Raw genomic sequence first — 26,033 nt, 5'->3', positions numbered from 1 at the left:
AACTCCTTGTCGGCCATGATCATCGCGCCCAGGACCGGAACGTCCGCAGGCGCTCCAGCGGCACCTCGACGTCGAGCCGCTCGGCATCGGTGGCGCCACCGCCCAGCGCGGCCGCCAACCGGCGGGCGGGCACGTTGCGCTCGGTGCGGTGGACGGTCATGCGCACCGTCGTGCAACCCAGCGCGGCCGCGCGGTCGGCCAGCCAGCCCAGCAGGTGTTCCTCGACGCCGCGGCCGAGGGCGCGGCAGCTGAGATGCCATCCGCGCACATCCAGCGCGGTCCCCTCGGCGCGCAGCGCGAGCACGGCGATCGTTCCGTAGTCGCCGAACCGGTCGCGCGCCGCCGCGGTCCACACCTCGCCGTCCTCCTGCCAGCGGTCGACATCCTGCTCGGTGCTCGGGCCCAGAACGAATTGGCTGGTGCGCCGGATCAGCTGAGCGGCGCGCGCCCGGCTCCCGCCGGAGAGCCGCTCGACGGTCACCACCAGGTGCAGACTCTCGAGGAACCGCGCGAAGTCCAGTTGTTCGCGGGCCAGGTCGCGTTCGCGTTCGTGCCGGTAGAACTCCGCCCGCTCGGCGTCCTCCGCGGTCACCGCCACCGGCGTCACCGGCCACAACCGGGTCAGGAAGGCCTCCAGTTCCTCGATCGGCGGACAGGTCACCGCGAGCACTTCCGGCAAGCGGGAACGCATCTTCGCGATCTCCACCGGGTTGTCGTCGAGATAGACCACGTCGTCCGATGCCAGACGCAAGGTACGCGCGGCCTCCTCGAGCCGTTCGGCTTTGCTGTCCCATCCGGTGGAGACGATGGCGAAGTCCGCGGCGCGCAGCGGACTGTCCGGACGGTCCAGGACCGCCTGCACGGAATCGTCGTCGTTATTGCTGATCAGCACCAGCAGGGTGCCCGCGGCACGCCACTGCCGCAGCCGCCGCGCCAGCGTGATCCGCGGCGGGTCGAAGGTGACCGCCGCGGGCCCGATCTCGCCCACGACGCCGCTCCACAAGGTGTCGTCGCCGTCCACGGCGATGACTTTCGGGGCGGGCAGCAACGCGACGCGCGCGACGGCGGCGAGCGTCAGCGCCACCGCCGCCTGGAACTCCTCGGTGAACGGCAGGTGCGCCAGCGCGTCGGTCTGCTCGTCGAAACGGTGCGCCACCGGGTGGTCACGGGTCCAGTCGGCTTCGGTGAGCACCGCGACGCCGGGAATCTCCCGCAGCCGTTCGGCGGTCAGCCGCTCCCACCGCAGCAACCGCTCGTCGAGCGCGGGGGCGGGCAGCAGGCCGACGATGATCGGCCCCCGGGCACGCTCGGCGGCCTCCCGGACGGCCGCGGGGTACTGCGCCGCCAGTTCGGCGAGCGAGTCGTCGGTGAGCGGACCGAATCGCTCCAGGTCCGCCGCCCGCAGCAGCACGATGCCCAGAGCGGTCGACGGCTGGGCGAAGACCCCGGACGGGTCGCGCAATCCGGCCAGGACGTGATGGTAAGGCGCTTCGAGCACCGTCCGCCCGTCCGCGCCGTGGGCATGCGCCGCCGCGCTGTACAGATCCGGCAGCTTCCCCAGCGCGAACGTGGCCCCGAACGCGACGCCTCGCGGTGTGTCCGTGCGCGGTGGGCGCACCGGAAGCCCGGAGTGCTCGACCACCTCGCCGAGCAGTGCGAGGTAGTCCTGCCCGAGACGGGTGCAGGTCGCGTCGTCGATGATGTCGGCGTTGTAGGTGAACCAGATCTGATCCGCGTCGGCCAGCACGGCCACCATGAGGTCGAGATCGGAGTAACCGGTCCCCACCGGAACCAGGTCCGCGCGGTGGACGGCGGAATTGGCCCGCAGATAGTTGAAGTACACCTCGACCAGCGGCGCGTTGTCTCGATACAGGCCCTCCGCGGCGAGCGTGGTGAGCACGTCGGAGAAACCCGCTCCGGGCACCAGCAGCCGCCGCAGCCGGTCGCCGGTCCGGCGCAGCAGGTCATCGATCGACTCGCCGGGCTCGACGGTCGCCGGATAGGGCACCGGCACACCGAAATAGCCGACGGCTGTCGGCGCGTCGGCGTGGATGCGGGTGTCCACCGGGACGGCGAGCGCGAAACGATCGGTGTCCTGCCGCCGGGCCAGCAGCACCGTCAGCGTGCCGAGGAACAGCGCCGCCGGCGTGATGCCCAGCTCCCGGGCCCGCCGCGCCGCGCGATCCTGCAGCCCCGTGGGCAGTTCCAGCAGCACCTCCCCGGCTCGGTGACTGCGCTGCGCGGGCCGAGGACGCGCGAGGGTGAGGTCGAGGCGGCGGCAGCCGGCGAACTCGCGGCGCCATGCGGGGTCGGGCTCGGCCTGCGGTGCCTGCGCGGCGAGCAGATCGTGGATGTCCTTGTTGGACAGGATTTCCGGGTGGTCCGCGCCGGACAGCTCGGCACCGATCTCCCCGGCGACCAGCATCATCGATTGGACATCGCACATGCCGTGGTGGGCGCCGAAGATCAGTGTCTGTTCGCCGGACTCGGACGTCAGCAGTTCGAACCGCCACAGCGGCCCCTGCGCCAGGTCGAACGGTTCGCTCATCAGTTCACGGAACCGGGTGCGCGCGTCGGCGTCGTCGAGCCGGTCGACGGCCGAACTGCGCAGCAGCGGCCCGCCCGGGCGGGACCGCACCTGCAGCCGGGTGCCGTGCTCGTCGCTGGGCACGATCACCGTGCGCAGCGCGGCGTGGCGTCCGGCGAGGCGGGCGAGCATCGCTTCCGCTTCGGCGTGGCCGATCGCCCTGGGCAGGCGCATGGCCAGTCCGCCGGTCTGGGCGACACTCGGAATGCCCTGCTGGGCGGTGCGCAGCAGCCGCATCAGGTCTCGGGTGACGGGCAGGGTGACGACCTCGGGGACGTCCTGCTCGGCCGGACGCGCGGCAGGTACGGCGGTGTCCGTGTGCGCCGCCTCGGCGACTAGGTATTCGGCCAGCGCGGCCGCGCTCTGGTTGGCGAGGATCTCGCCGAGCGGGACCAGGATGCCGGTATCGTCGCGCAACCGGTTGCGCAGTTCCACCGCCATCAGCGAATCCATGCCCAGCCCTTGGAACGACCGGTCCGGTGCGATGGCGTCCGCACCGGTATGCCCCAGCACGCCGGCGGCGACGCGCGCCACCACGTCGACCGCGACCGCGGTCGCCTCACTCGGCGGCAATCCGCGCAGCCGGTCGGCGAAGCGCGACCGTACCGACGGGTCGGCCACGTCGCGGTGCGCGGCCGTGCGGCGCGCAGCCGGGCGGATCAGCCCGCGCAGCAGCAACGGCACGTACGGTGCGCGCCGCATCGCGTCGGCATCGATCCGCATCGGCGCCAACACCGGCTCGGTCCGCCGGAGCGCCGCGTCGAACGCGGCCAAACCGTCCTGCGCGCTGAGCGGGCGCATGCCGGAGCGTTCCATGCGACGGATGTCCGCCGCCGCCATCACCTCGTGCATGTCCAGGCTCCACGGACCCCACGCCAGCGACTGCGCGGTGTGCCCTCGGGCGACGCGGTGGGTGGCGAGGGCGTCGAGGTAGGCGTTGGCGGCGGCGTAGTTCGCCTGACCGGGATTACCGAGGACGCCCGCCACGGACGAGAACAGCACGAAGCACGACAGGTCCATGCCCGCGGTCAGCTCGTGCAGGTGATGCGCCGCGTCGACCTTCGGCCGCAGGACGGCGGCGAGCCGGTCGGGAGTCAGCGAGCCCAGCGTGCCGTCGTCGAGCACCATCGCTGCGTGGACGACGCCGCTGAGCGTGCGTCCGCGCAGCACGTCGGCCAGCGCGGCGCGATCGGCCACGTCGCAGCGGGCGAAGACCACGTCCGCTCCCAGACCGGTGAGTTCGGCGCGCAACTCGTCGGCACCGGGACCGTCGGCGCCCCGGCGGCTGACCAGCAGCAGCTTGCCGACCCCGTGGGCCCGCACCAGATGCCGGGCCAGCAGCGAGCCGAGCCGTCCCGGCGCTCCGGTGACGAGCACGTACCCGTCGCCGAACTCCACGCTGCCCGGCGCGGCCTCGGCCATGGGCGCTCGCGCGAGCCGCGGCGCGGACAGGTCGCCGTCGCGCACGAGAACCTGTGCCGCCCCGCAGGCCAGGACGGTCGCGATATCGACCTCGGCGTCGGCGCTGTCGACCAGCACGATGCGATCCGGGTTCTCCGACTGCGCCGCCCGCGCCAGGCCCCAGACCGCCGCTCCCGCGGTGTTCGGGACGTCCTCGCCGGGCAGCGCCATCGCCCGGCGGGTGCGCACGACGATGGTCGCCGCTGTCAGGCGCGGATCGTCCAGTGCCGCTTGCAAGGCTTCCAGCGTCCGCCGGACCGCGGCGTGCACGGCGTCGATCGAATCACCCTCGGCGACGTCGATGAGCACCGCCTCCGGCGCCGGATCGTGCGGGCCGAGCAGCGACCAGGGCACGGCGGCGACCGGCCGGACCACCGCCGGCGCCGCGAGCGCCGACCACTCCGGCCGGAACAATGTGCGATGCGCGGCGGACAGCGCCCCGTCGAGCAGCTGCGCGGCGGGCGCGGGCCGCAGGATCAGCGACCGCACCGACACGACCGGGCGGCCGGTGTGATCGTTCGCCAGGACACGCACCCCGTCCGAGCCGTCACGGGAGATCCGGACGCGCAACGCCGTGGCGCCGGAGGCGTGCAAGCTCACTCCCGCCCAGGCGAAGGGCAGCATCGCCGAACCACTGTCGTCCGCGCCGAGCAGCAGCGCCGCGTGGAGGGCGGAGTCGAGCAACGCGGGATGGATCTCGAACCGCGCGGCGTCGCCGTGCGCGGACTCCGGAAGCGCCACCTCGGCGAAGACTTCTTCCCCGCGCCGCCACGCCGCGCGCACCGACCGGAACAGCGGCCCGTACCGGTGTCCGCGATCGGACAGCCGCGCGTACAGGTCGGCCACGTCCACGGCCGTCGCACCCGCCGGAGGCCACTGCGCGGTGTCGCCGCCGATGGTTTCGGTTCCGTGGGCCGCCGCCAGCACCCCGCGGGCGTGCAACGTCCACGAGGTGTCGAGATCGCGCTCGAGGCGGGAGTGGATCGACACCAGGTGGTCACCGTCGGGGTCGGCGTCGCCGACTACCACTTGGACCTGGACCGCGGCATCCTGCGCGAGCACCAGCGGCGCGTGGAGCACGAGTTCGCGCACGTGTCCGGCGGCCACCTCGTCACCGGCGCGGACCGCGAGCTCGACCAGCCCGGTACCGGGCAGGACGACCGCGGCGGGCGCGGCGTGCTCGGCCAGCCACGGATGCGTTCGCAGGGAGATCCGGCCGGTCAGCGTCACGCCGCCGGAATCGGGGTGCGGCACGACCGCGCCGACGAAAGGATGACCCGCGGGCCGCAACCCCAGTGCCGCGGCGTCCTCGGACACCGACTCGGTCCAGAACCGCCGCCGGTCGAAGGCGTAGGTCGGCAGCTCGACGCTGCCGCGCGCGGGCACAAGGCGTGACCAGTCCAGGTCGCGGCCCGCCACCCAGAGCGCGGCCTGGGCGCGAGCCAGGCTGCGTGGCCCGTCCTCGTCGCGCACCAGTGAACCGACCGCCACGACTTCGCCGCCGATGTCCTCCGCGACCGCCCGCACCGCCGTGGTCAGCAGCGGATGCACCCCGAGCTCGACGAAATACCGGAACCCGTCGCCGATCATGCGCTCGATCGTGCTCGCGAACCGGACCGGTTCGCGCGCGTTGCGGTACCAGTAGCCGCCGTCGGCGGAGTCGTCCACCATCTGTTCGCCGAGCACGGTGGAGTACCACGCGACGTCCGGCGGGGCCGCGCTCAACCCGGCGAGTTCGTCCAGCAGTCGCTGCCGGATCGGTTCCAGCAGCGCCGAATGTCCCGCCAGCGCCGGTCCCGCGGCCAGCACCCGCACCTCGATCTGGTCGTCCCGCAGTGCACGCACCAGTGTCTCCACCGCGTGACGGGCTCCGGCCACGATCGTCGAGCCGGGCACATTGATCGCCGCGACCGACACCGCCTCGTCGGCCGCCAAGCGTTCCGCGAGCCGGTGCGCGGGCAGGCCGACCATCGCCATCGCGCCTTCCTCGGTGATATCCGCCATCAGGCGGCTGCGTGCCACGACCACGCGGGCGGCGTCGTCGAGGCTCAGCGCGCCCGAGACGTAGGCCGCGGCGATTTCGCCCTGGCTGTGCCCGATCACGGCGTCCGGTGTGACGCCCGCGTCCCGCCAGGTGGCCGCGAGCGCCGCCATCGTGGCGAACAGCAGCGGTTGCACGAGGGTGAAGTCGCCGAGTTGCGCCGCGGTGAAGGTGAACAGCCCGGTCGCCAGCGACCAGCCGGTGCGGTGCCGGAACGCTTCGTCGCAGCGGGCGAACTCGGCGCGGAACACCTCCGACCGGGCCAGCATGTCACGCGCCATCCCCGCCCACTGCACGCCTTGCCCGGGGAAGACGAACGCCGTCTTGCCCGCGGTGAGCGCCGCGTCCGTGGCGGCCACGACATCGGGCAGTGCCCGTTGCTCGACCAGATCGCCCAGGCCGGACAGCATTTCGTCGCGTGTGCCAGCGACCACGACGGCGCGCCATTCGAACGGTGTGCGCTGCAATGCCAGCGAGCGTGACACCGGTGCGGGGTCCAGCGCGGGGTAGCCGGTGACGTGCTCGAGCAGGCGACGCGCCTGACCGTGCAGCGAGGCCCGGTTGCGGGCCGAGATCGGCAGCAGAGCGACCCGGCGGTCGTCCGGAGCGTCGTCGAACGAGTCGGAGGTGTCGTCGACGGCGGGCGGGTCCTCGAGGATCAGGTGGGCGTTGGTTCCGCTGAGCCCGAACGCACTGACGCCCGCGCGGCGGGGCCGGGTGCCACGAGGCCATGGTGCCGAATCGGTGTGCACGACCAAACCGCTACCGGCCCAGTCGATCTGCGATGTCGGCGGCCCGTCGTGGGCCATCCCCGGTATCCGCTCGTGCTGTAGCGCGAGAACCAGTTTGATGACCCCGCCGATTCCCGCCGCGGCCTGGGTGTGGCCCACGTTGGACTTCAGCGAGCCCACGCCGAGCGGGCGCCCGGGTTCGCGGCCGGGACCGAAGACGCGCGCCAGGGCGCGGGCTTCGATCGGATCGCCGAGGGCGGTGCCGGTGCCGTGCGCTTCGACGTAGTCCACGTCCGCGGGCGTCAGCCCGGCCGAGCGCAGCGCCGCCTTGATGACCTGCTCCTGCGCGAAACCGTTGGGAGCGCTGATGCCTTGGCTGCGGCCGTCCTGGTTGACTGCGGAGCCGCGGAACACCGCGAGCACCCGGTCACCGTCGCGCCGGGCGTCGTCGAGCCGTTTCAGCAGCACCAGCCCGGCGCCCTCGGCCCACACCGTGCCGTCCGCCCCCGCCGAGAACGGCGCGCACCGCCCCGACGGCGACAGCACACCGAGTTTGCACAGTTCCACGTGCGCGGTCGGGCTCATCAGCAGCGTGGTGCCGCCGGCCAGGGCCAGATCGCATTCGCCCGCGCGCAACGCCTGCGCGGCCAGGTGCATGGCGACGATCGAGGAGGAGCACGCGGTGTCGAGGGTGACGGCCGGACCGTGCAATCCGAGTGTGTACGCGATCCGTCCGGATGCCACGGCCGGCGCCAGCCCGGTGCCGACCTGCCCGTTCAACTGCTGCGGAGCCGGGTCGGCGAGATAGCCGGTGCTGTACACGCCGAAGTAGACACCGGTCATGCTGCCCTGCAACCGCTTGGGGTCGCGACCGGACCGTTCGATCGCCTCCCAGCTCAGTTCCAGCATGAGCCGCTGCTGCGGGTCCATCACCGCCGCCTCACGCGGGCCGATACCGAAGAACGCGGCGTCGAACTCGTCCACCTGGGTGAGGTATCCGCCGCGGAAGGTGTACGCCTTGCCCTCGGCGGCCGGATCCGGGTCGTAGAGCCCGTCGACGCTCCAGCGCCCGGGCGGCACCTCGGACAGGCCGTCGCGTCCCTCGTCCAGCAGGCGCCACAGCGATTCCGGATCGTCGGCTCCGCCGGGGAAACGACAGGCCATCGCGATGATCGCGATGGCATCGTCGGCGCGCCCGGACGGGACGGGCACGGCCTCGGTTCCGGTGCGTGCCTGCGCCAGCAGAGGTACGGCGGCGGGTGCGCTGTCGGTGCGCTGTCGGTCCGGGACGGGCGCGGCCTCCGCTTCGGCGGGGTGCAGCGCCGCCACCACTTGCGCGATGGTGGGGTGCTCGAAGAACAGGTTGGTGTCGAGGGTCCGCCCGACCTGGTCGGACAGCTCCACGACGAGTTCGACCAGATCGGCGGAGCCGAGACCGAATTCGACCAGCGGCCGGTGCACGTCGATGCGCGCCGGATCGAGATACGCCAGCCGGGCGATGATGTCCACCAGTCGGCTCTGCATGGCTTCGGCGCTCATCGCCGCACCGCCCGGTGCGGGGGGCGGGACGCCGATCTCGTCGAATTCGCCTCGCAGGGACAGCAACGGGGACAACGCGTCGTCGAGATACGCGGCGCGGCAGGCTTGCCGCTGCACCTTGCCGCTGCTGGTCTTGAGGAGGGCGCCGGGCCGGATCAAGACCACCGATCGCAGCGTGAGGCCGTGCTCCGCTGCGATCGCCGCGCGGATCGCGTCCTCGGCGTCGGCGAGTTCGGCCGGATCCTCGGTGCGTACCTCCGCGACCACCACGGGCAGTTCCCCGTCGAGGCCCTCGTCCACCGAGAACGCCGCGACGCAGCCCGCGCGCACGGTGTCGTGCGCGGTTTCGGCCGTCAGCTCCAGATCCTGCGGGTAGTGGTTCTTGCCGTCGATGATCAGCAGATCCTTGCGCCTGCCCGTGACGAACAGCTCACCGCCGGACACGAAACCCAGATCCCCGGTACGCAGGAAGGCGCGATCGTCGTCGCCGAGCCGGGCGTGGAAGGTCTCGGCGGTCGCCGCTTCGTTGCCGAAATATCCGGCGGCGACACTGGTCCCGGACACCCAGATCTCGCCCTCGGTGCCCTCGGCGCACTCGGTGCGGCGCTCGGGATCGACGATGACGATCGACAGCCCTTCGGCCGGGCGTCCCACGCCGGCCAGCTCGGAGCGCCCGGGCGGCAGGACGACCGTCGGAGGCGCGCCGAGTTCGGCGGCGCTGACGATGAGCGTCGCCTCGGCCAAGCCGTAGACCGGCTGGAACGATTCGGCCCGGAATCCGGTGCTCGCGAAGGTGTCGGCGAACCGGCGCACGGTGGCCGGGCGCACCGTCTCCGAGCCGTTGAACGCCACCTTCCAGCCGCGCAGGTCGAGCCGGTCGATCTGCTCGGAGGTCATCCGGCGCAGGCACAGTTCGTAGCCGAAGTTGGGACCACCGCTGGTGTGCGCGCCGAACTCCGACACCGCCTGCGGCCAGCGTTCGGGACGTTGCAGAAAGTGCCGGGGAGACAACAGCACCGCGTTCGCGCCGACGAACATCGTCTGCAGCACCGGCGCGATGAGCCCCATATCGTGGTACATCGGCAGCCAGCTGACGAACAGCGCGTCGGTGAGCGAGGCCAGCACCTCCGGCGTATGGCCCAGTGCCGTGGCGATGGCGCGCTCGTTGTGCAGCAGGTTCGCGTGGGTGACCACGACGCCGCGGGGCGCGCTGGTCGAACCCGAGGTGTATTGCAGGAAGGCGACCGAGTCCGGGCCGACGGCGGGCTGTCGCCATGCGGCGGCCGCGTCGTCGGGGATCTCGTCGGTCGCCAGCCACGTGAGCGCACCCAGTTCGGGAACTTCGGCGACCGCCGCGGTCGCGTCGACGCGGACCTGTCCGGTGGTGAGCACCGCGCCGACGTCGGCGTCGGTGACCATGTGCCGCAACCGCCGCAGCGACCGGGCGTCCAGTTGCGGCAGTGGCGCGGGCACGGCGACGACGTTCGCGGCCAGGCAGCCGAAGAAGGCCGCGATGAAATCCAATCCGGACGGATACAGCAGCAGCGCCCGGCGGACGCCGCGGTCCTGCAACGCGGCGGCGATGGCCCGCGCCCGGGCCGACACGGCGGCGTAGGAGATCTCGTCGATGACGCCGTCGGCGTCACCGGTGCGCAGGAAGCGGTACGCCGTGGTGTCGGTCAGGGTCTCGCCGCGGGCGAGCAGGACATCGACGAACGAACGGTAATCGGTCATGCGGTAACAACCTTCGGAACTCGACTGTCACGGTGGTCGTGCGCGCGCCGGACGACGCCGCGATCGCGCGCGGCGGCCACCCGGCGTCTCATGGTCGGGGTGTCGCGGCGGCGAGTTTCTCGGCGGCGTCGACCGCCGCGAGTACGCCGTTCTCCTGCGCGACCGTGCGGCCGATCTCGGCCGCTCGCTGCCGCACCTGCGGCGTGAGAGCCTGCGCCAGCGCCTGGTGCAGACGATCGGGGGTGATCGTGCGATAGGGGAACGTCGCACCGATACCGAGCGCGGCGATCCGCCAGCCGTAGAAGAATTGATCGCTGTGCACCGGGATCACCACGGCCGGAATCCCCGCCCGCACCACGTCGTGGGTATTTCCGCTGCCGCCGTGATGCACCACCGCGGCGCAGCGCGGCAGGACGCGGTCGTAATCGAACGAATCGATGATCAGCAGGGTGCGGTCGGCGCTGAACCCTTTCGGGAATCCCTCGCCTTTCACCGTGACGAGTGCCCGCGCCCCCAAGCGCGCGCAGACCGTCGCGATCATCTCGCGGCATTCCACCGGATCGAGCACGGGCATTCCGGTCATGCAGAAATAGATCGGGGGTTCCCCTTCGTCGAGCCAGCCGTCGAGTTCCGGGTCGACGACCGCTTCGCCCCAGGCGTCGCGCAGCAGCGGGGGCAGAATGGAGGCGCCCACGATCGTGGCGCGTTCGGGCCAATCGTGCGGCTTCGGCAACAGCACGGGGCTCACCATGTGGACGAGCGGTATCCGTTCGGCACGCAGCCGCCGGAAAGGATTGCGCGGCCCGCCCGCCAAACCCATCTGACGGCGCAATTGACGGTCGACCTTGCGATACAGGAACGTGTAGGACAATTCGAAAAGGCTGTAGGTCGCCCGCGACAGAATCCGGGACGAGGTCATGTTCTTCGCCATGAACGACGACGGGAACTCGTCGGTGCGTTCGAGCGGGTAGGGCAGGCAGCCGATCACCGGGGTACCGGTCTTCTCGCGGAATTCCATCGCCCACGGTAGCGTCGACGCGCACGCGACGACGACATCGGCGGACGCGCAGGTTCGCGCGAGCACCTCGTGCATCGCCACACCACGTTCACCCTCGATGATCCGCACCGTGTCGAGCATGATGCGAATGAACGGCAGCGTCTTTCCGGAGGCCAGCGCTCGCTTCGCCGCGGTCGTCTCGAGCAGTTCCGCGGCGTCGAAGGGAATCACCCGGGGCTCGAAGCCCGCCTTGCGCACGATGTGCGCTTGATTGCGGGTGGCGGTGATTTCCACTTCGTGCCCGCGGGCACGGAATTCGTGCGCCAACGCGAGATACGGTTGATGATCGCCCCTGGTACCTGCGGGCAACAAGGCCACACGCATACTATCGACTTCCGCTCGTGCACTGGGCTCGTCCGGCCGGATTCCACGAATCGGCCGATATCTGGTTCGTTGCAGGGATCCGCCTCCCGCGGACGTCCTGCTCGCTCGACAGAGTTCGGAACGGTACTCGGCCCCCCGCCGTTCTCAACGGGCCGACACTGTTCGCAGAATCGGGAGATGATCCTTTCGTCCGAGGGTGAGCCGACCGGCCGCGTCACACCCGGCGTGATCGGCTCCTGCGAAACCGGCGCAGGCCAGTATTCCGGCTCGACCGGGCGCCGTCCAGACTAGGCGCGGGCCGAATCGTTCCCTTCTCACCGGTGGGAGTGGTCCGACCGCGGTGCCGTGCGCCGGCTCGGCGAAAAATTCGCGGCGGCAGCGGATTCCGGCGCGCGGAGCTGCTCGGCTGCGGAGCGCGAACGACTATTTCGGTGCCGTCCACCAGCCCGGCGCCACCGGTGACCCGCCGTCGTGCGGGTCGAGCGCGGTGACCGCCGCCACGACTCCGGGCGCCGGCAGTGCCCCCGGAAACCGGGGCATCGCCGGAAATGTCCGTGCCCCAGCAAGCCTCGTCGGGGTGGATCCGGGTGCGGAGTTTGCGGCTTCGCCCGATGCGCGGGCAATATGTGGAGGCTGGACGGTTGTCGGCGTGCGTCGCTCGCTGCGACTCATCCCGTGCCGCGGAAGGGACCCCGCCGTTCCAGGGGCGGAACCGATCTGTTATCTACTGGCTACGATTGTTTTTTCGACTGCACGCGCTCGGTAACCGTGAAGGGATTATCTCTATGGCACGCAAGGTCGTCGTGACACTGGTCGATGACTACGACGGCAAGTCTCAGGCCGAGGAAACAGTGTCTTTCGCCGTGGACGGCGTGGCCTACGAGATGGACTTGTCGGCGGACAATGCCGGTCAGTTACGTGGATTCTTCGAGCAATGGGTTCCGTATGCCCGCAAGGTCGGTCGCGCGCGCCGCGGCCGCGGCGGTGTTCTGCGGTCGGCGAACGATCGAGAACAGGCCACGGTGATCCGGGAATGGGCGCGCAAGAACGGCATCGATGTGTCGGCGCGTGGACGGATCTCCGCGGAGGTCGTCGAGGCGTACAAGAAGGCGAACGGGTAATTCCGGAAAGTTCCTCGATCGGTGGCCTGAGGTGCCCGCGCCGCAGCGGCGGCGCGGGACGGCCACGGTGCGTACTTTTCCGCGCGATGCGGCGATAACAGCGCCGCACCGGGGTAAGCGACCGGTATGACGGTCATGTCAGGCGCCCCGAAGCAGGAACTGCCCCGCCCGCGTGGCGAGCTGTCGGAAGCGGTGGTGCAGCTGCTGCGCGGCGAACCGGGTGGCTCGGTGCCGGAGCCGGGTCCGGCGGATCCGTACGGCGAAGACCTGCACCTGGCTCTGCACACCTGCTACGAGCTGCACTATCACGGTTTCCCGGCGGTGGACGCGGGATGGGAATGGGATCCGGGCCTGCTGGGTCTGCGCGCCGCGCTGGAGCAGCGGTTCCTGCGGGCGCTGCGCGAGGACGTGCCCGGCGGCGGGGATCTCGACGCGGAACTCGACCAGTTGCTGGTCACCCCGGCCGACCCGGACGGAGTGAGCCGTTTCCTGCGCGACGAGGGCGAGTGGTGGCAGATGCGCGAGTACTTCGTGCACCGTTCGATCTATCACCACAAAGAGGCCGATCCGTACGCATGGGTGATTCCCCGGCTGCGCGGTCAAGCCAAGGCGTCGCTGGTGGCGGTCGAGTTCGACGAGTTCGGGGCCGGGCGCGGCGAGCGCGTGCACGCGCAGCTGTACGCCGACCTGCTGGCCGGCGCCGGCCTGAACCCGGACTATCTGCATTATCTGGACGCGGTTCCCGCGCCGATGCTCGCGCTGGTGAACATGATGTCGCTGTTCGGGCTGCACCGGTCGTGGCGGGGCGCGCTGGTGGGCCATTTCGCCACGGTGGAGATCACCTCCCCGCCCGGCGCTCAGCGGTTGGTGCAGGCGCTGGAGCGCTTGGGCGCCGATCCGGCGTGCGGGCTGTTCTACCGTGAGCACGTCGAAGCCGACGCGGTGCACGAGCAGATCATGCGCACCGGGGTGATCGGCGACCTGCTGCGGCGGGAACCCGAGCTGACCGAGTCGGTGGCGTTCGGTATCCAGGTGACGAATCTGCTGGAGGACCGATTCGCTGATCATGTGCTGGAGTCCTGGCGCGCCGGTCGCGGATCGTTGCGCGATGGCGGGCGCGGACGTGGCGGCGCGGACGATTAAGCAGCGCTCGGCGGGCTATCCGCCGAATGTGATGTTGATTCGACCTCCCGGCGTCTATTCGCCGCAGCTGGACACCTGGTTGCTCGTGCGTGCTCTGGCCGAAGCGGGCGTTCCGCGCGGCGGGCACGCGGTGGACGTGTGTACCGGAACGGGCGCCTTGGCCGTCGCCGCCGCGTACACGGGCGCCGCGCGGGTGACGGCGGTGGACGTGTCCCGTTCCGCCGTCGTGTCCGCGTGGTTGAACTGCCGGCTGCGCGGCATCGACGCGGAGGTGTTGCGCGGTGATTTCGCCGCGGTCCTCGGCGGGCGCAGTTTCGATCTGGTACTGGCCAATCCGCCCTACGTCCCCGCGCCCGAGGGCACCGACAGCCGCGGCGTCGCCCGGGCGTGGGACGCCGGGGCCGGGGGCAGGGCGATCCTCGACCAGTTGTGCGCGGCGCTGCCCACTCTGCTGAAACCGCGGGGGGTAGCGTTGATCGTGCATTCGGCGCTGAGCGATCCGGATTCGACGTTGGCGCAACTGCGGGAGCGAGAACTCAAGGCCGCGATCGTGGCACGGGCGACCGTGCCGTTCGGGCCCGTGCTGCGCCGGCGCGCGCAGTGGCTGGAATCGGCCGGGCTGATCGGGCCCGGTCAGCGAATGGAAGATCTGGTGGTGATCCGTGCCGACCGCATCCGACAATGAGCAGTGTCGGCGAGTGACGCTCACCGCCGACGGTCCCGCACTGATCGAGGGCCCGGTGGAGTTCGTCACCGCGGACGGGCGGACGGTGCGCTCCGACCGGTTCCTGGTGGCGCTGTGCCTGTGCAAGCGCTCGAAGAACTATCCGTTCTGCGACACCAGCCACCGCAGGCATCGCCGTTCGTCGTGACCGCGGGTCACGCCGGGGAAGCGGCCGAACCCAGCGAGCGGACGGTGTCGAGCAGTGATTCGGTGGCGCAGGCGACGGTCTGCTCGACCACCTCCACCGGTTCGCCGTCGAACTGACGGTGCCACGCGCGCACGCCGTGCTCGGTGGCGATCGCGAACCAGACCGAGCCCGGTGGCTGACCGTCCTGCGGGTCCGGGCCGCCTGCGCCGGTGACCGCTACGGAGACAGCCGCTTGCAGCAAGCCGCGGACTCCGGTGGCCATCGCTTCGGCCGCCGTCTGTGAGACCACCGGCACGTCGGGCACACCCAGGACGGTGCGCTTGACCTCCGTGCTGTAGGCCACGAGGCCGCCGCGGAACCATTCCGACGAGTTCGGCGCCGCACCCAGCGTGGCAGAAAGCCGGCCGGAGGTGAGCGATTCGGCGACCGCCACGGTGATCTCCGACTGCTGCGCCGATTCGGCCAGCTCGTGTGCGTTCTCGTCCGCCTGTGGCATCTGCGTCCTTTCTGCGCTGTCTGCGGCTCACCATACGGGCGGGCCCGTGTCCGACCGCACGGCAGCCACCCGGTTTCGGTGCGGCGGCGCCGGGAATGTCGGCAGAGAACCGGCCCTTGACGCAAGGAGAAAGCGATGACGACCGACGCGATCGTGCTGCTGCGCGATGACCACAAGGCGATCCGGAAACTGTTCCGCGAGTTCGAGAAGGCGGGTGAGGACGCCACGCAGACCAAGGGCAAGGTGGTGAAGAAGATCATCGAGGCGCTCACGGTGCACACGTATCTCGAGAACGAGTGCATGTACCCCGAGGTCCGCAAACTCGTTCCGGAGCTCGAGGACGACATCCTGGAGTCCTACGAGGAGCATCACGTCGCCGACGTGCTGGTCACCGAGCTGTCGACGATGAAGCCCGACGACGAGCACTTCACCGCCAAGACCACCGTGCTGATCGAGAACGTCGACCACCACATCGACGAGGAAGAGAACGAGTGGTTCCCGAAGGTGCGGGAAAGCCTGGGGCGCAAGCAGCTTCAGGAGATCGGGGCCCGGATGCAGGAACTGAGGAAGAAGGCGCCGACCTCGCCAGCCCAGCCCTCGGCGCTGAAGAAGACCGTGGACGCCGTGCTGGCCTGAACAGACAATGGCGCCGGCGCCTCGGGGGAGGTGCCGGCGCCGTCGTGTGGGCGTTCGGTCTTCAGTCGGCGGGCGGGTACTGCTGCGCGCTCAGCAGCCGGGCCAGGTGGGCGGCGTTCCTGGCCAGCGCGGCGGTGGCCGAGGCCACCGCCTTGGGCACCGAATCGAGATCCTGGTAATCGGTGCCGCCCATGGCCTGATCGTTCCAGTACGTGCAGCCCTGCGCCGGAATGGTGAATCCGATGTCGTTGAGCCTTTGGAACAGATCGGCGACGATCTTGTGCGCGCCGTCCTCGTTGCCGACCACCGCGACCGTGGCCACCTTGCCCACCATCGCCGGACGGCCCGCGTCGTCGGTCTCGGACAGCTCGGCGTCCAATCGCTCCAGCACCCGTTGCGCCACCGACGACATGTGCCCGACCCAGGTGGGGGTCGAGACCACCAGGATGTCGGCCGCCGCGACCTGCTCGCGAATCGAGGGCCACTGGTCGCCGGGGCCCTCGTCGGCGGTGATGCCGGGCAGCACGTCGTAGTCCACCACGCGCAGCACCGTGCCCTGCACGCCGTGCCCGGCCAGTTCGTCGAGCACCTGGCGGGCGATGAGGTCGCTGCTGGATTCGGCGGGCGACTTCTTCAGCGTGCACACCAGCGCGAGTGCGGTCGGTCCGGCCATGAAGGAAACCTCCTGATTCACCATGTGTTCCGGTTCAGTCGCGGGCGACGACCCGGATCGTGCGCAGCCGGGAGTCGGCGGCGTCGGGCACGTTCATTCCCGCGTCGAGCCCGGTGCGCAGGTATTCGACGACGGCGGCATCGATGCGTTCCCCGGGCACGACCACCGGGATGCCCGGCGGATAGGGCGTGAGCTGCTCGGCGGCGATCCGGCCGATGGCGTCGCGCGCGTCCACCGTCTGCACCGGGCCGAAGAAGGCGTCGCGCGGCAGCATCACGGTCTCGAGCTGCAGGTCCTCGGGTGAGGGGAGGTCGATGCGCGGCGGCTGGGGATCGGTCAGCTGGTCGCGCCAGGCGGCGATGCCGTCGACGAGGGTGTCGACGGTGTCCTTGTCGTCGGCCAGCGACAGCGTGGCCAGCAGGCGGCGGTGATCGCTCAACCCCATGTCGATGCGGCGGTGCTCGCGCAACCAGTCCGCGGCTTGGTAGCCGCTGGCCCCGGTGCCGGAGACGTCCATCAGGACCTGCAGCCGGTCGAGGTCGTGCGAGGCTTCCGCGCCGAGCAGTTCGTCTTCGAGCACCTCGATTCCCGGTAGCTCGGCGAGTTGCCGCCTGGCCTTTTCGGCGACCCGCAGGGCGTCGCCGAGCAGTTCGTGGCCGCGCTCGACCATCTGCCTGCGCCAGCCGTCGAGCGCGGCGTAGACCAGCACGTTCGGGCTGGTGGTCATCAGCAGGTCGGCGCATTCGCTGAGCCGGATCGGGTCGATGAGATCGCCTTGCAGGTGGAACACCGAGCCCTGTTCGAAGCCCGCGCCCATCTTGTGCACGCTGACCACGCACAGATCCGCTCCCGCGTCCATCGCCCAGGTCGGCAGATCCTCGTGGAAGGGCAGGTGCGCGCCCCAGGCCTCGTCGACGATCAGGGGCTTGCCGCGCTCGTGGCAGACCTCGGCGATGCCCGCGATGTCCGCGCAGGTGCCGTAGGGACTCGGGCTCACGATCAGCGCGCCCGCGGCGCCGGGGTGCGCGTCCCACGCTTCGCGGACCTGCTGCGGCGAGGGCGGGTGCGCGAAGTGGTGCTCGGCGTCCCAGCGCGGCGTGATCCAGTGCGGCTGGACGCCGGAGAAGATGAGGCCGGCGACGACGGACTTGTGGCTGTCGCGTGCCACGAGCAGGCCGCCGTCGTGGCCGCCCGCCACCGTCATCATGGCCGCCTTGACCGACAGGGAACTGCCGCAGGTGGAGAAGAACGCCGTTTCGGCCCGGACCGCGTCGGCCATCAGCGCTTCGGCCCGCGCGAGATAGCCGCCGCGCGAGAGCCGGTCGTCCAGCCCGGCGGTGGCCAGCACGTCGGAGCCGAAGGCGTCCCGGCCGATCACCTCCAGCACGCGTTCGTCGGTTCCGCGTCCTTGCCGATGCCCGGGCGGCGTGAAGCCGTAGCGGCCCAGCCGGTGATAGTCGGCAAGCGCTTCCAGGAGAGGAGCTCGTGTATGGTCCACGGCTACCGCCTACCCCGGATCTGCGGCGGCACACATCCGGCGCACCGCCGGCTCATGGCCTCCCGCGCACCCCCATCGCCGCGGTCTCCGGCAGCGTCCCGAATCCGCGTGCCGCGCAAGGGGATGTGTCCGTCGGGGTGCCGGACCGCCGCCCGACGGCGACCACCGCCCGGCATAGGTCCGGGCGAGGTACCCCTCGCGTGCGGCAACCATATCGGTCGCGCACTCCCGGGCCGGGCGATGCGGTCGCGTCCTGCGCCTACCGGCGTTCGTTCGGGGGAACCCGTCGCCGGTCGTTTCGGGCACGGGCGTCCGGGTAGGACGGGGACTGTATCGACTTCGACCGGAGGAGCGCGCGGATGAAGGCAGTGACCTGGCAAGGGCGGCGCAAAGTCGCCGTGGAGACGGTGCCCGATCCGCGGATCGAGGCGCCCACGGACGCGATCATCGAGGTCACCTCCAGCGGAATCTGCGGATCCGACCTGCACCTGTACGAAGTGCTCGGCGCGTACATGAGCAACGGCGACGTCCTCGGCCACGAACCCATGGGACGGGTGGTCGAGACCGGCTCGGCCGTCACCGGCCTGGCCCGCGGGGATCGCGTCGTCATCCCGTTCCAGATCAGCTGCGGCGCCTGCTACATGTGCCGCACCGGCCTGCCCACCCAGTGCGAGACGACGCAGGTCCGCAAATACGGCTGCGGCGCGGCCCTGTTCGGCTACTCCAAGCTCTACGGGCAGGTGCCCGGCGGCCAGGCCGAGTATCTGCGGGTGCCGCATGCCGACGCCACCCATATCAAGGTGCCCGAGGGACCGGCCGACGACCGCTTCCTGTACCTGTCGGACGTCCTGCCCACCGCATGGCAGGCGGTGGAATACGCCGCGGTGCCCGACGGCGGGTCGGTGACCGTGCTCGGCCTCGGCCCGATCGGGGACATGGCCTGCCGGGTCGCGGCGCATCGCGGCTATCGCGTCATCGGTGTCGACCGGGTGCCCGAACGGCTGGCGCGGGCGGCCGCGCGCGGTGTGGAGGTGATCGACATCGGCGCCGTCGACGAGCCGGTCGGCGACATCGTCCGCGGCTGGACCGATGGCCGCGGCACCGACTCGGTGATCGATGCGGTGGGAATGGAGGCCCACGGGTCGCCGATCGCGTCGGCAGCCCAGCGCTCGGCGGCGTTCCTGCCGGATCTGGTGGCCCAGAAGGTGATGGACACCGCGGGCGTGGACCGGCTCGCGGCGCTGAACTCCGCGATCGACATCGTCCGGCGCGGTGGCACGATCTCGGTGATCGGCGTCTACGGCGGCATGCTCGACCCGTTGCCGATGCGGGTGCTGTTCGACAAGCAGATCCAGGTGCGGATGGGCCAGGCGAACGTCAAGCGGTGGGTCGAGGACATCATGCCGCTGCTGAGCGACGGCGACCCGCTCGGCGTGGACACCTTCGCCACCCATCGTCTGCCGTTGACCGGCGCGGCGGAGGGCTACGCGATGTTCCAGCAGAAGACCGACGGTGCGGTGAAGGTGGTGCTCGACCCGACCGCCACGAACTGACCGGCGCACCGGCCCCGGCCGAGGTCCGAGACCGCGGCCGCGGCCGCGGACGGTTTGCTCTGTCTTTGCCTGGGTAGCTGCCGGGTATGAGCTTTTTACTACGCGGGGTCGTCTCACCGTGGTGGCTCGAGGCGCCGACCTCCGTGGCGGCGGAGATGGCCCGCGCCGGCGTGGAGAAGGTCGTCGATCTGGGAACCAAAGCGGCCCAGGCGCCGGTGCATGCGGTGGCCGCGGGCGCGCGGGCGGGGGCGTCGCTGCTGAACCTGGGAAGCGACGAGGAGTTGCGTGACGAGTTCGCGGCGCTGATCGATCCGCACGCGCTGCGTTCGCGCCGCCGCGTGGCGCTCTACGAGGACCGGGCGACCGTCGAGGTGCGCGGGCTGGACTCCGGTAAGAGCGGAGACGTCACGCAGGCGCTGCACCGGACGCTGGACCGCCGCCGCGATGTGCGCTGGTGGCGGGTGAACGCGGTGACCGGCCGCGTCGTCGCCGCGCTCGAGCACGGCGCGGCCGACCTGCCCGCCCTGGTGTCGGCCATCGAGTCCGTCGAGGCGGACACCGCGGTCGGCGACCTGGACTGGAGCCGCGGCTGCGAGCACCCAGGGGATCGGGAACCACTGCTCGCGGCCGCGATCCAGGTCGCAGGCGACGTGGGTGCGATCGGATTGTCCGCGGTTGGCGCGGTGCTGCCGTTGCGCGGGCCCGCCCGGATGTTGCGCGCGGCGGCAGCCTTCGTCGACACCCAGCCGCGGCTGCGCAAACGGCTGGAGGAACAGCTCGGCCGTCCACGCACGGACATGGTGCTCACCACCGCCAACGCCATCGGCAACGCCCTGGGCAACAGCGCGGCGGCGGGCACGGCGAATCTGGTGATCGACGCGGTGCATCGCGGCTTCACCCTGACCGAGTCGATGACCAGGTACGCGCAGTGGCGCAAGTGGGAGACCGAGATCGACCGCCGTCCGGCGGAAGTGTGCGATCCGCTGTCACCGTCCATCCGCGTGGTCGAGATGCCGCAGGGTCCGATCGAGCGGGTCGCCGACGAAACAGCGGCGGGCGCGCTGGTGGGTGCGGTCACCTCCGTCCTCGGCGGCCGCGGCCTGTTCGGCGCCGCCGACGCGCTGGAACTCGGCGCGCCCAAGGCGGCGCGGGCCAGCCGGGAGGCCTACGGCGCCCTCGTCTCGACGGTGCTCGGCCGCGCGGGCGTGCTGACGCTGCACCCACGGGTCTGGCGGCGACTCGACCGATTGTCCGCCCTGGTCATCGACGGAGAATCGCTGCTGACCTCCCGCCGCTTGGTACTCGACGCCGAAACGACCGACCAGAGATGGTCGGTCGCCGACGTGTGGAGCGCGGGCCAGCGCCTGCTGTGGGAGCGGGAGGCCGGCGAAGCCGCGGACAACGAAGCGCAGCCGGACGACACCGATCGCTACCTGTCGTCCGGCGGCCACCGCACACTGGTGCACCCGGCCACCGGAAAACCCGACGACGGTGCCACACCCCGCCCCGTGTGGCGCGAACTCCACGACAATGGCAAACCGGTCGGTCGAGTCCTGATCGGCCGCGAACTCGACCGGCGGGCACACGCGCTGCTGAGCCGGGCGCGCAGCGCGGGCCTGCGCGTCACCCTCGCCGCCGGCGCCGACGCCGCCGAGCTGCGGTCGATGGCCGACGAATTCGTCTCCCCGTCCCCTTCGCTCAGCGAGCGGGTGCGCACGCTGCAACAGGACGGCCACGTCGTCGCGGTGCTGAGCCCCCGCGCCCACAAAGCCCTGGCCTGCGCCGATGTCGGAATCGGTCTGGCTATGCGGGAAGGCAACGCCCTCCAGATGCCCTGGACCGCCGACGCGGTCTGCCGCGACCTCGGACAGGCGCACCGCGTCCTCGCCGCCATCGCCCCGGCCCGGCAGGTGAGCGAACGCGGCCGCTCGCTGGCGCTGTCGGCGGCCGCGCTGGGCGGGCTGCTGCTGGCCGTCGCCCCCGACAGCGCGGGCCGGGCCTCGCCCATGACCGCCGCCCACTACACCGGTCTGCTCAGCGGCGCCTACACCGGATGGCGTACCGCGCGTACCGAGCCACCGGCCACCCTCGCCCCGTTGCTGCCCTGGCATGCCCTCGAACCCGGCGAGGTGTTGAGCCGGTTGCCGCAGCCCGGGCCGGTGCGGGAACGGGCCCAGCCGGACACCGCCGCCCGCATCCCCGGGGTGCGCGTGCTCACCTCGGCGGCGTCGTTCGCGGGCCAGCTGCGCCGCGAACTGGCCGACCCGCTGACCCCGATCCTCGGTGTCGGCGCGGTCGCCACCGCCGTGCTCGGCGCCCCGTCGGACGCCGTGCTGCTGTCGTCGGTCCTCGCGGTGAACGCGCTGGTGTCCGCTTGGCAGCGGCAGCGCGCCGAGGGCGCGTTGCACCGGCTGTTCGAAGGCGAGCAGCTCACCGCCCGGGTGATCGAGCGCGCCGAACTCGACGCGGGCGAACCGCGCGAAACCCGCGTGCCCGCGAACCTGCTGACACTGGGCGATGTCATCGTGCTGCGCGCCGGGGACGTGGTCCCCGCCGACGCGCGGCTGCTGCGCGCGGACGACCTCGAGATGGACGAATCCGGCCTCACCGGCGAGTCGATCACCGTCGACAAGCAGGTTCCCGCCACCCCGGGCACGTCGGTGGCCGACCGCGCCTGCATGGTCTTCGAAGGCAGCACCGTGGTGAACGGCGCCGGGCGGGCGATCGTCGTGGCCGTCGGCCACGACACCCAGGCGGGCCGCGCCGCCGCCGGAGCCATCCCGCCCGAGAAGGCCGGTGTGCAGGCGCAGCTGCGCCGCTTGACCGACCGCGCCCTGCCGCTGACCCTGACCGGCGGCGGCGTCGTGACCGGGCTGGGCATCCTGCGCGGCAGGCCCCTGCGCACCGCCATCGCCGACGGTGTCGCGGTCGCGGTCGCCGCGGTCCCCGAAGGACTGCCGCTGGTGGCCACGGTCGCTCAGCTCGCCGCCGCCCGCAGGCTGTCGCGGCACGGTGTGCTGGTGCGCGCCAGCCGCACCGTCGAGGCCCTCGGCCGGGTGGACACCCTGTGCTTCGACAAGACCGGCACCCTCACCGAGGGGCGGCTGCGCCTGACCACCCTCGCCGATCTCGACGACCAGTGGTCCCCGGACGCGGGCTCCGAAGACGCGCACCGTCTGCTGCGAGCCGCGGCCCGCGCCTGCCCCGATCCCGCCGAGGGACCGATCGCGCACGCCACCGACCGCGCCGTCGTCGACGCCGCGGCGCAGATACTCGGTGACGATGCCCGGCATTGGGATGCGATCGAGGAGATCCCGTTCGAATCCAACCGCGGATACGCCGCCACCCTCGGCCACACCGCCCGCAAACTGCGGCTGATCGCGAAGGGCGCACCCGAAGTCGTGCTGTCGCGCTGCACCAGGGTGCGGATGAACGACACCGACCACCCCTTCGACGAGCGCATGCGCGAACGCGCCGAACGAGCGGTGCGCGACCTGGCCGAGCAGGGCCTGCGGGTGCTGGTGGTGGCCCGGCGCGACCTCGCCACCGAACCCGACGACGTCGAGGCGGCGGTCGTGGAACTCACCCTGCTCGGATTCCTCGGCCTCGCCGACGCCCCACGCCCGCAAACGCTGCCGCTGGTCACCGCGCTGCAACGCAACGGCATCAGCGTGCGCATGATCACCGGTGACCACCCGGTGACCGCGGCGGCGGTGGCCCGCCAGCTCGGCATCGAGGCGGGCGAGGTCGTGACCGGCGCGGATCTCGACCGCCTCGACGAGACCGCCCAAGCCGAGCTGATCGAACAGGGCACGGTCTTCGCCCGCGTCGATCCCGAACAGAAGGTGCGCATCGTGGCGGCGCTGCGCCGCGCGGGTCACGTCGTCGGCATGACCGGCGACGGCAGCAACGACGCCGCCGCCATCCGCACCGCCGACGTCGGAATCGGTTTGGCCGCACAGGGTTCCATCGCCGCGCGCAATGCCGCCGACATGGTGCTCACCCGCCCCGACCCCCTGGTGCTGTTGCATGCCCTCGTCGAAGGGCGCGGCATGTGGCAGCGGGTCACCGACGCGGTCGGCGTGCTGGTCGGCGGCAACGCGGGCGAAGTGGCCTTCACGCTGTACGGCACCGCCGTCAGCGGCCGAGCGCCGCTGGGCACCCGGCAGTTCCTGCTGGTGAACATGCTCACCGACATGTTCCCGGCGATGGCGCTGGCCCTGTCGCGGGACGGGGACGCGGTCGATCCCGACGACACCGACGACCCGAAGGCCCAGGCGGAGCGGGCGGCCGAACGGCTGGCCGAACTCCCGCGTGCGCACCTGGGCACGGATCTGCTGCACACCCTCGGCGTCCGCGGTGTGGCGACGGCCACCAGCGCGTCGGTCGCGTGGACCCTCGGCCGCGTGACCGGCACGCAGCGGCGCGCCGCCACCATCGGCCTGGTCGCGCTGATCGGCACCCAACTCGGCCAGACGCTGGTCTCCGGTTACCGCAGCCCGCTGGTGTGGCTCACCACCGCGGCGAGCGGCGCGGTGCTCGGCGCGGTGGTGATGACGCCGGGGCTGTGCACCTATTTCGGTTGCCGCCCGCTGGATCCCGTCGGATGGGGGATCGCGACCACCTGCGCGACGACCGCCACCGCCGCCGCCGTGCTGCTTCCTCGGTTGCTGCCCCAGCCGCAGTCGCCGGCGCCGGTGGCGCGCTGATTGGCGCCGCACCGCCCGGGTACCCGCCTGGCGACGGACCCTGCCACCGGCACAGGACAGGAGGACCCCTATGGCACGACAGGTCGGTGACTACGTCGTACAACGTCTGCGGGAGTGGGGCGTGCAGCAGGTCTTCGGTTATCCCGGCGACGGGATCAACGGCCTGATCGCCGCTTTCGGCCGCGCGGACGACGATCCGGCGTTCATCCAAGCCCGCCACGAGGAGATGTCGGCGTTCCAGGCCACCGGATACGCCAAATTCAGCGGCAAGGTGGGCGTGTGCACCGCGACCTCGGGCCCGGGGGCGATTCATCTGCTCAACGGTTTGTACGACGCGAAACTCGATCACGTCCCGGTGGTGGCGATCGTCGGGCAGACCGCGCGCAGCGCGATGGGCGGCAGCTATCAGCAGGAAGTCGATCTACAGAACCTGTTCAAGGACGTCGCGTCCGACTACTTGGTCGAGGTGAATGTCGCCGCCCAATTGCCCAACGCGCTGGACCGCGCCTTCCGGGTCGCCATCGCGCGGCGGGCCCCGACCGCGGTGATCCTGCCGTCGGACCTGCAGGAGCAGCCCTACGAGCCGCCGCAGCACGCCTTCAAGCAGGTGCCGTCGAGCCCGCCAGGACAGGCTGCGGCGCGCGTGATTCCCGCGCACGAGGACATCCGGCGCGCCGCGGAGGTGCTCGACGCCGGATCCAAGGTCGCGATCCTGATCGGGCAGGGCGCCCGTTCGGCCGCCGAGGAGGTCGTGGAACTCGCCGAGCGCACCGGCGCGGGCGTGGCGAAGGCTCTGCTGGGCAAGGACGTCCTGCCCGACGATCTGCCTTTCGTCACCGGAGCGATCGGATTGCTCGGCAGCAGGCCCAGTTACGAACTCATGCGCGACTGCGACACGCTGCTGATCGTCGGATCGAACTTCCCCTACAGTCAGTTCCTGCCCGAGTTCGGGCAGGCCCGCGCCGTGCAGATCGACATCGACGGCACCATGATCGGCATGCGGTACCCGACCGAGGTGAACCTGGTCGGCGACGCGAGATCGACGTTGGCGGAACTGATTCCGCTCGTGCGGCGCAAGGACGACCGCGGCTGGCGGGAAAAGATCGAGAAGAACGTCGCCCGCTGGTGGCAGACCGTCGAACGCCAGTCCCTGCTGGACGCCCACCCGGTCAACCCCATGCGGGTGGTGTGGGAACTGTCCGAGCGCATTCCCGACGACGCCATCGTCACCGCGGATTCCGGGTCCTCCACCAACTGGTATGCCCGCTGCCTGCGCTTGCGCGGCCGGATGCGCGGATCGCTGTCGGGCACCCTGGCGACCATGGGGCCGGGCGTGCCCTACGCCATCGGTGCCAAGTTCGCCCATCCCGACCGGCCCGCGATCGCGCTGGTCGGCGACGGCGCCATGCAGATGAACGGGATGGCCGAACTGCTCACCATCGCCCGCTACCGCCCCCGCTGGAGCGATCCGCGCCTGATCGTCTGCGTCTTCCACAACAACGACCTCAACCAGGTCACCTGGGAGCTGCGCGCCATGGGCGGCGCACCGAAATTCGAGCAGTCGCAGGCCCTTCCCGACGTCTCCTACGCCGAAGTCGCCCGCAGCGCGGGCCTGACCGGCATCACCGTGCGGACACCCGAGGAGCTCGGGCCGGCCTGGGACCGCGCCCTGCACGCCGACGGCCCGGTGGTGCTCGACGTGCACTGCGACCCCGACGTGCCGCCCATCCCGCCGCACGCCACCTGGGATCAGATGAAGGACACCGCCGAAGCCGTGCTGCGCGGCGACCCGGACGCCTGGCATCTGATCGCGCAGGGTGCGAAAACCAAAGTCCAGGAGTTCATTCCGTAGCGACAG

The 26,033-nt window shown here is 71.3% G+C and carries 13 protein-coding genes; 8 read left to right on the top strand and 5 right to left on the bottom strand.

Features of this window, described 5'->3' with window-relative positions; genetic code table 11:
- Window positions 1-19: 19 nt before the first annotated feature.
- Window positions 20-10,093 (bottom strand): hybrid fatty acyl-AMP ligase/type I polyketide synthase, encoded by a 10,074-nt coding sequence (locus NG1_RS13395; RefSeq protein ID WP_062970640.1) that lies wholly within the window; start codon window positions 10,091-10,093, stop codon window positions 20-22.
- Window positions 10,094-10,181: 88 nt separating this feature from the next.
- Window positions 10,182-11,474, bottom strand: coding sequence for a glycosyltransferase (locus tag NG1_RS13390; protein ID WP_062970638.1), 1,293 nt, complete (start codon window positions 11,472-11,474; stop codon window positions 10,182-10,184).
- Between the two features lie 785 nt (window positions 11,475-12,259).
- Between NG1_RS13390 and NG1_RS13385 the strand changes: the two genes are divergently transcribed.
- From NG1_RS13385 to NG1_RS13370, 4 genes are all read left to right on the top strand, one after another.
- Window positions 12,260-12,595 (top strand): histone-like nucleoid-structuring protein Lsr2, encoded by a 336-nt coding sequence (locus tag NG1_RS13385; RefSeq protein WP_062970637.1) that lies wholly within the window; start codon window positions 12,260-12,262, stop codon window positions 12,593-12,595.
- A 126-nt stretch (window positions 12,596-12,721) separates the two neighbouring features.
- Window positions 12,722-13,738: an iron-containing redox enzyme family protein gene (locus NG1_RS13380; protein WP_062970635.1), complete on the top strand. Its 1,017-nt coding sequence runs from the start codon at window positions 12,722-12,724 to the stop codon at window positions 13,736-13,738.
- Window positions 13,704-14,423: a HemK2/MTQ2 family protein methyltransferase gene (locus NG1_RS13375; protein WP_309247338.1), complete on the top strand. Its 720-nt coding sequence runs from the start codon at window positions 13,704-13,706 to the stop codon at window positions 14,421-14,423. Before NG1_RS13380 ends, NG1_RS13375 begins: the two co-directional genes overlap by 35 nt.
- Window positions 14,424-14,436: 13 nt before the next feature.
- Window positions 14,437-14,610, top strand: coding sequence for a CDGSH iron-sulfur domain-containing protein (locus NG1_RS13370; protein ID WP_174315520.1), 174 nt, complete (start codon window positions 14,437-14,439; stop codon window positions 14,608-14,610).
- Between the two features lie 7 nt (window positions 14,611-14,617).
- Here the strand turns inward: NG1_RS13370 and NG1_RS13365 are convergent, their stop codons facing one another.
- The gene (locus NG1_RS13365) at window positions 14,618-15,106 is read right to left on the bottom strand and encodes a CinA family protein (protein WP_062970631.1); all 489 of its coding nucleotides are present in this window, start codon (window positions 15,104-15,106) and stop codon (window positions 14,618-14,620) included.
- A gap of 135 nt (window positions 15,107-15,241) precedes the next feature.
- Between NG1_RS13365 and NG1_RS13360 the strand changes: the two genes are divergently transcribed.
- Complete coding sequence (locus NG1_RS13360) at window positions 15,242-15,742, top strand: hemerythrin domain-containing protein (RefSeq protein WP_062970628.1); 501 nt, start codon at window positions 15,242-15,244, stop codon at window positions 15,740-15,742.
- Window positions 15,743-15,803: 61 nt separating this feature from the next.
- Here the strand turns inward: NG1_RS13360 and NG1_RS13355 are convergent, their stop codons facing one another.
- The gene (locus NG1_RS13355; protein ID WP_062970680.1) at window positions 15,804-16,415 is read right to left on the bottom strand and encodes a flavodoxin family protein; all 612 of its coding nucleotides are present in this window, start codon (window positions 16,413-16,415) and stop codon (window positions 15,804-15,806) included.
- Between the two features lie 34 nt (window positions 16,416-16,449).
- The gene (locus tag NG1_RS13350; RefSeq protein WP_062970626.1) at window positions 16,450-17,913 is read right to left on the bottom strand and encodes an aminotransferase class I/II-fold pyridoxal phosphate-dependent enzyme; all 1,464 of its coding nucleotides are present in this window, start codon (window positions 17,911-17,913) and stop codon (window positions 16,450-16,452) included.
- Between the two features lie 359 nt (window positions 17,914-18,272).
- On the opposite strand from NG1_RS13350, the gene NG1_RS13345 reads away from it, so the two are divergent.
- From NG1_RS13345 to NG1_RS13335, 3 genes are all read left to right on the top strand, one after another.
- Window positions 18,273-19,466, top strand: coding sequence for an alcohol dehydrogenase catalytic domain-containing protein (locus NG1_RS13345; RefSeq protein ID WP_062970624.1), 1,194 nt, complete (start codon window positions 18,273-18,275; stop codon window positions 19,464-19,466).
- Between the two features lie 86 nt (window positions 19,467-19,552).
- A complete protein-coding gene (locus NG1_RS13340; protein WP_157114038.1) occupies window positions 19,553-24,175 on the top strand; it encodes a cation-translocating P-type ATPase in 4,623 nt (1,540 codons plus the stop codon).
- A 70-nt stretch (window positions 24,176-24,245) separates the two neighbouring features.
- A complete protein-coding gene (locus NG1_RS13335) occupies window positions 24,246-26,027 on the top strand; it encodes a thiamine pyrophosphate-requiring protein (RefSeq protein WP_062970619.1) in 1,782 nt (593 codons plus the stop codon).
- Window positions 26,028-26,033 lie beyond the last annotated feature (6 nt).

Origin of the sequence: Nocardia gamkensis NBRC 108242 (assembly GCF_001612985.1) — a bacterium.
GTDB classification, from domain to species: domain Bacteria; phylum Actinomycetota; class Actinomycetes; order Mycobacteriales; family Mycobacteriaceae; genus Nocardia; species Nocardia gamkensis.
This window is presented reverse-complemented; position numbering and strand designations above follow the sequence as displayed.